This is a genomic window from Winogradskyella sp., assembly GCF_025210595.1.
Taxonomy (GTDB): Bacteria; Bacteroidota; Bacteroidia; order Flavobacteriales; family Flavobacteriaceae; genus Winogradskyella.
The window spans coordinates 1-5,705 of sequence record NZ_JAOARH010000143.1 but is presented as its reverse complement, the minus strand read 5'-3'; the positions used below and the strand labels follow the sequence as shown (position 1 = coordinate 5,705).

5 protein-coding genes are annotated in these 5,705 nt (G+C 31.4%); all 5 read right to left on the bottom strand.

All coding sequences use genetic code 11. The features are described 5' to 3' along the window. Positions 1–300: 300 nt before the first annotated feature. Entirely contained in the window at positions 301–846 is a 546-nt protein-coding gene (locus N4A42_RS13780; RefSeq protein WP_294075164.1) for a YfiT family bacillithiol transferase, read from the bottom strand. A 4-nt stretch (positions 847–850) separates the two neighbouring features. Then, positions 851–2,128: an acyloxyacyl hydrolase gene (locus N4A42_RS13775; protein WP_294075160.1), complete on the bottom strand. Its 1,278-nt coding sequence runs from the start codon at positions 2,126–2,128 to the stop codon at positions 851–853. A gap of 29 nt (positions 2,129–2,157) precedes the next feature. Continuing rightward, on the bottom strand, positions 2,158–4,455 hold the full coding sequence (locus tag N4A42_RS13770; protein WP_294075157.1) for a TonB-dependent receptor: 2,298 nt from the start codon (positions 4,453–4,455) through the stop codon (positions 2,158–2,160). After that, entirely contained in the window at positions 4,448–5,344 is an 897-nt protein-coding gene (locus N4A42_RS13765; protein ID WP_294075155.1) for a FecR family protein, read from the bottom strand. The genes N4A42_RS13770 and N4A42_RS13765 overlap by 8 nt, the downstream gene beginning before the upstream one ends. A 187-nt stretch (positions 5,345–5,531) precedes the next feature. After that, the coding region (locus N4A42_RS13760; RefSeq protein WP_294075167.1) for a sigma factor-like helix-turn-helix DNA-binding protein at positions 5,532–5,705 on the bottom strand (174 nt) is incomplete at its 5' end.

Below are 5,705 nucleotides of genomic sequence, written 5' to 3'. Positions count from 1 at the left end.
TTCTGATCCTAATTTTTGGGGAAAATACAATTTAATAGAACCAGATAAATCTATTGAATCTGCTATTGAAAAAATTAAGAAGAGTATTGAAAAACAAAAGCAAAAGGAAAGCAAATCATCTGTTAACGGAAATCCTTAATTTAAATAGAAATTAGATCGCTCTGCTGTTAGAGGTTAGATGTATAGACTAGAGCAAAGAAAATAGATACTTATTTGTGGTAATTAGTATCTATTTTATGCGAAAAAAAAATAATCTTTGCCTCTAGTCAAAGCATCAAGAGTATTGTTTTATGATTTTAATTAATCATACTTTCCTTTGTGTTTTAACGCCTGCTTTATATGTGCAAAGTGATGATTACTATGCCAAGCGTAAACACCAATAGTTTCTTCAATTGAAAAACGTTTACCATGTTCTGGGTGAATGAATTCTCTTTTTAAATCATTTTCAGAAAAACTATTGAGTAAAATGCCAAGCTTTTTATGTACTCCTTTTAAAATAGAAATAGGGGCATCGATAGGTTCTGAGTAATCAACGAGTTTGGCAAATCGGTCTTCAAAATATGGACGTATTGTTGGTGTATCTTCTGTTATAGCAAGTTTAAATCTTACAATACTATTTATATGGCTATCAGCACAATGATGCACAACTTGTCTAATAGTCCAACCGTTAGGTCTGTATTTATAGTTTAGTTCTTTGTCACTTAATTCTTTTGTAATTTCTTCAATACGTTTAGGTAGAGATTCAATGGTTTTAATCCATTCGGATATGTGCTTTTGAGTTATGTGTTCTGGTTTGTTAAACTCACCAATTGGGAACTTTAATTTGTATAATTCTTGTTCAGTCATAGCTTTATTTTTTTGATTTCAAATTAAAACGATATACATAGCCTAAGCTTAATTCAGTAAAGTCGGCTTGTCCAAGATTGGCATTAATATGTACACCAATAAATATATTACGTTTAGGTGCTTTATTTGTAGACCATAAATAATATTTTAATCCCATTCTGGCAGATACGGTACGCTTTATTTCATAATACCAGTCTAATTCACCTAAAATTTCAATGGTTTCTCCATTTGCGTTTTGGTAGGAATAGCCTTGGTTTAGTTTCCAATCAATTTTATAAAAAGGTTTAAAAACATTCAGTCCAAGGTCAAATTCAAAACCAAAATGATCAATTAATAATTCTGAAGTTGCAAAAAGCCCAAAATTTGTAGCGTAACCATAAGGGTTGTCTGTAAAATGAGGATATTGCTCTTCAACTAAAGTTTCGTTGTTTTTTATGTAATCATAGTAGTGCTCATAAAACCGATAATAAAAACCACCACCAAACTTAAACGTGTTATTGATTATTTTTCCGGCAGAAGCAGCTATGCTATACACTTCTTTTTTAGTATTGAATTTTTCGGATAGTACATTTTGTCCAATTCCTATTCTGCTAGAAAAATAGGTTTGAGATTTAGATGAAAACTCTGGTTTTTCAAAATTTATAGGCTCTTTGTGTTTTTTTAATTTAGCAGAAATACTTGCAGCCAAAGAGTTAAGTCCTTGGTTTGGTAAGCTTGTATGACCATTAGAATGATGCAAATAACCGAGACCAAATCGCCAATCTGTTTTCTCGCTTTTAAGAAAAGTGTAGTATATAAATGACCTAAAAGACCAATTTATTTTTGTAGTTATTGCTCTGTTAAAAGGGTTGGTGTTTATATTGTATTGGGTGTCCATATAAGAGCCTCCTAAGCCAACATGTAAATTCAAATTATTAGCAAATGATGATTTTAGAATAGAAAATTCTATAAAAGGCATTACAGAATACGCTCTACCAATCTTTTCTATGTTACCAAAATCTGAATAACCAAATGAAACACCTGTTGTAGGATAATTGAGTCTTGCAGCCCATTCTTTATCGGTATTGTAATTGTTTTTTCCAATGCTTAAGAGTACATTCTTTTGAAGTTTTCTTTCGGGAAAAAATGTATTAGCTTCAAGGGTTTTGCCAATGAGTATTTCTGGTGTGAAAAAATACGATTCATCATTGCTAATATTTTTTGATTGGGCAAAGGCTGCATTGTTTTTTAAACAGAAGAAAACTGTAAGAGCAGTAAGGCTAATGACTTTTTTTAAGAGCATTCTTGGGTGGTTTGTTATGCAAATAACAATTAAAAATTGAATCTCGCGCTCAAATTAGGAGTAAACTTTAAAGAACGGTTGTTAATTTCTACAATATTATTATCACTGTCTAAGGTGTAATATCTCTTAATGATATTGGTTTGATTAAACATGTTCCAAACAGAAGCTCCTATTTCTGCTTTTATGCTTTTAGAAACTTGAAATTTATATATAGCAGATAGATCTGCTCTAAAATAATCTCCTAACCTTGCGCTATTAGGGTTGTTATATTCTATAAAAGAATTGCTGTTGTCTTGTACTGATGCAGGTTTTGTGTAAGCTCTGCCAGAGTGCCAGTTAATTCCTAAGCCTATTTTAAAATTTTTTAAACTGTAAGTTAATGATGCATTAGCAACATGGGTTAAATCTACAGTGTTCGGAAAGGTGCTTCCGTCATTTATAGTATCAAACTTATAATCATTATTACTTAAAGTGTAGCTCAGCCATGTGCTAAAATTATTAAAACGCTTATTGATGAGAAAATCGAGACCTGTTACAGTGTAAGATCCAATGTCATTTACAAACTGAAATTGATTCTGAAAACCTTGGCTTTGTGCTGTTATGTCATCAACATTTTTGTAATAACCTTCAAGCGAAACTAATAGGTTGTTTTGATTGTAACTAACTCCTAATGATATTTGCTGGCTTTTTACAAGCGGTACATTGTCTAGCTTAGAAAGCTGCCATCGTCGTTTTTCAATTCCAAAAAAATCTTGTTGTAAATCGATAACCTGACTAATGGATTGGCTTTTTAATTCACCCAAAACCTCAAGTCTAATGTTATCAGAAATTTTCTGATTAAAGGCAAATCTAGGTTCAAGTACAAGTTCTTTAAGTTTTTCAAAATAACTAATACGCGCACCTAAGCGAATATAAGTGTTTCGTGATTTTGAATAGCGTTCTGTTTCGCCAAAAAAAGCATGAGTTCTAATAATTTCCTTAACTAAACTTGTAAAGTTAGGGTTAGAAACATCTTCAAAATTGGTAACACCTACCTCATTAAATTGATAACCTCCTCTTACTTCTGTGTTATTATCTACGGTTTTTTTAACATCTAAACGCAATCCGTAATCTTCTACTTTGTTTTCTTGAATAAGAAGCTGATTATTAGAAACATCATTGTTGTGTGCATCTAAGTCGTAATTAGAGTAATAGAATTGTGCTGAAGTAGAAATATTGTCTTTAAATATTTTAGAATACGTAGCACTTGCACCATAGCTTACTTGATTTAACGAGCTTTTAGTTTCTTGAAAATTATTTTCAGAATTGGTGTATACTTGATTGTAATCTAGGTTATTGTAAATGTTTAGTAAATTAATGCGAAGCTTAGATGTATTATTAATATCATATAAAAACTTAGCATTAATATCGTAGAACAAAAAGCTTTCGTCTAAAGCAAGAATAGTGTTGGTGTCATTAGAACCATTGAGTTCTGAATCTCTAAAAATTCTATCAAAATAAGCGTCATAAGTTGTTGAAACCAAAACATCTGTAAAAGAACGTCTTGCAGATAATTGTAATTCGGTTTTTTTGCTCAACGGAACTTTTGCATAACCATCAACACTTAAAAGGTTGGTGCCAAATCCTGCATTGAATTTATGATCAATGTTGTCTGAATTTTTTATAGAAATAGTACTAGACACTCCATTGCCATAAAGTGCGCTTGTACCATTTTTAGAGATACGTACATCGTCTGATAAGTAAGGATTAAAAGCTGAGATTAAACCAAAAAAATGACCAGATTGATACATTCTAATGCCTTCGTAAAGTACCAAGTTTTGATCATTAGTTCCACCTCTTACATTAATATTAGAAATGCGTTCGTCTACACTTATAATACCTGGTAGATTTTGCACAATCTGTAACACATCTGGTTCTATTAAACCAGGTAATATGTCAAAAGCCTTGGCTTTTACAGTTACTGTTCCGTTATTGGTTTTAGAGATGCCTTTAGATAAATAATTGGTTACCACAACCTCTTCTAGCCGTTGAATAGTCTGGTCTTTTGGCGTGATAGCAATAAAACGACTGCTTAAGATTTTAAAGTTTAATGGAGTATGTGTGTTTAGTTCGTATAGTACTTCTTCTAAAGTAAGTTTAGAGCTTAAAGGATGTATTACTATATTGTCTAAAGTCTTTGTTTCGTAAGAGAACTTAACGTCGTAGCGTTTTTCTATTTGTTCAAGAATTTGAGCGAGTGGTTTTTGTTCCTTATTTTGAGAATTACCCAAATTAAAGGAGAGCATAACTAAAAAAAATAAAACAATACGAAGTAAAAGTTTATTCACGCTTTAATACAATAGAAGTTCCAGACTTACTATAGCTTAAATTTAAAGGTATTGTTACAGATTGCAATGCTAAATCTAGATTTTTATGAGTAAAACTACCACTAAATAATCGTGAAGCATCTGCTTTGTCTATAACTACATCTATATCATAATAATTTTCAAGTTCAGCGATAACGTGCTTTAAAGGCGTATTTTTAAAGCTACTTTCACCACGCAACCAAATGGGTTGCGCAGTGAGTTCTTTTTCATTAGCAAGTAACTTCCCATCTATGACTTTTATACTGTGTCCAGGTTTTAGTTTTGCAAATTCTTCATTAAACTTTACACCAACCAAACCTTCAAAACATGTTACTTCAAAGTAATCGTTACGTTGTTTTACGTTAAACTGCGTTCCTAAAACGCTTACAACACCGTTATCAGTAATAACATCGAATTTTTTTCCTTTAGCTACTTTAAAAAATGCTTCACCATTTAGTTTTACTTCACGGTTTTTGTTCCATTGACTTTCATTAAAGACTAAAGAAGAATTTGCATTAAGCATTACTTCAGAGGCATCAGGTAATTCAATATTGGTTTGTTTTGCAATAAGGGTATTAACTTCAGTATCTAACGTTGTTGTATAATAATAAGCACTAAAACAAATCGCCAAAATAGCTGCAACTCTAAGTAATGGTTTGTACCAAGGTTGTAACTTATTGTTGTTGGATTTTAATTTTGGTTTTAGCTCGTTATAATGCTTGTCTACAGAGAAATTAGGAGATTTAAAACCTTGTAGCGCACTATTCATTCGGATTAAATCACTGTAATCCTCTAGCTGCTCAAAAGCTTTTTGCTCTTCTGCATTTAGGTTATTGTCTAACCATTTTTTTATGAGTTCTTCTCTGTTCATAATATTTCTTACAAAAGCAAGATTGTTTAATTTTTACAAATTATTCTATGTGCTTTAACTATATAACAGTTGAGTGTTAAAAATTCCTACCCTTCATTAAATTCCAAATTCCAAATTCCAAATTCCAAATTCCAAATTCCAAATTCCAAATCTCACACCTCACACTTCAAAATCTCATACCTTAATTCTATATCCCATCAATATCTTCACGTAATTTTTTTAATGCACCATAAATCCGTTTTTCAACAGCTTTAGTAGATATGTCTAAAAGTGCCGCAATTTCCTTAAAGCGTTTTCCTTCAACTCTATTCATTAAAAAAGCAACACGTTGTGCTTCAGTTAAATTTGCTATAGCATTTTG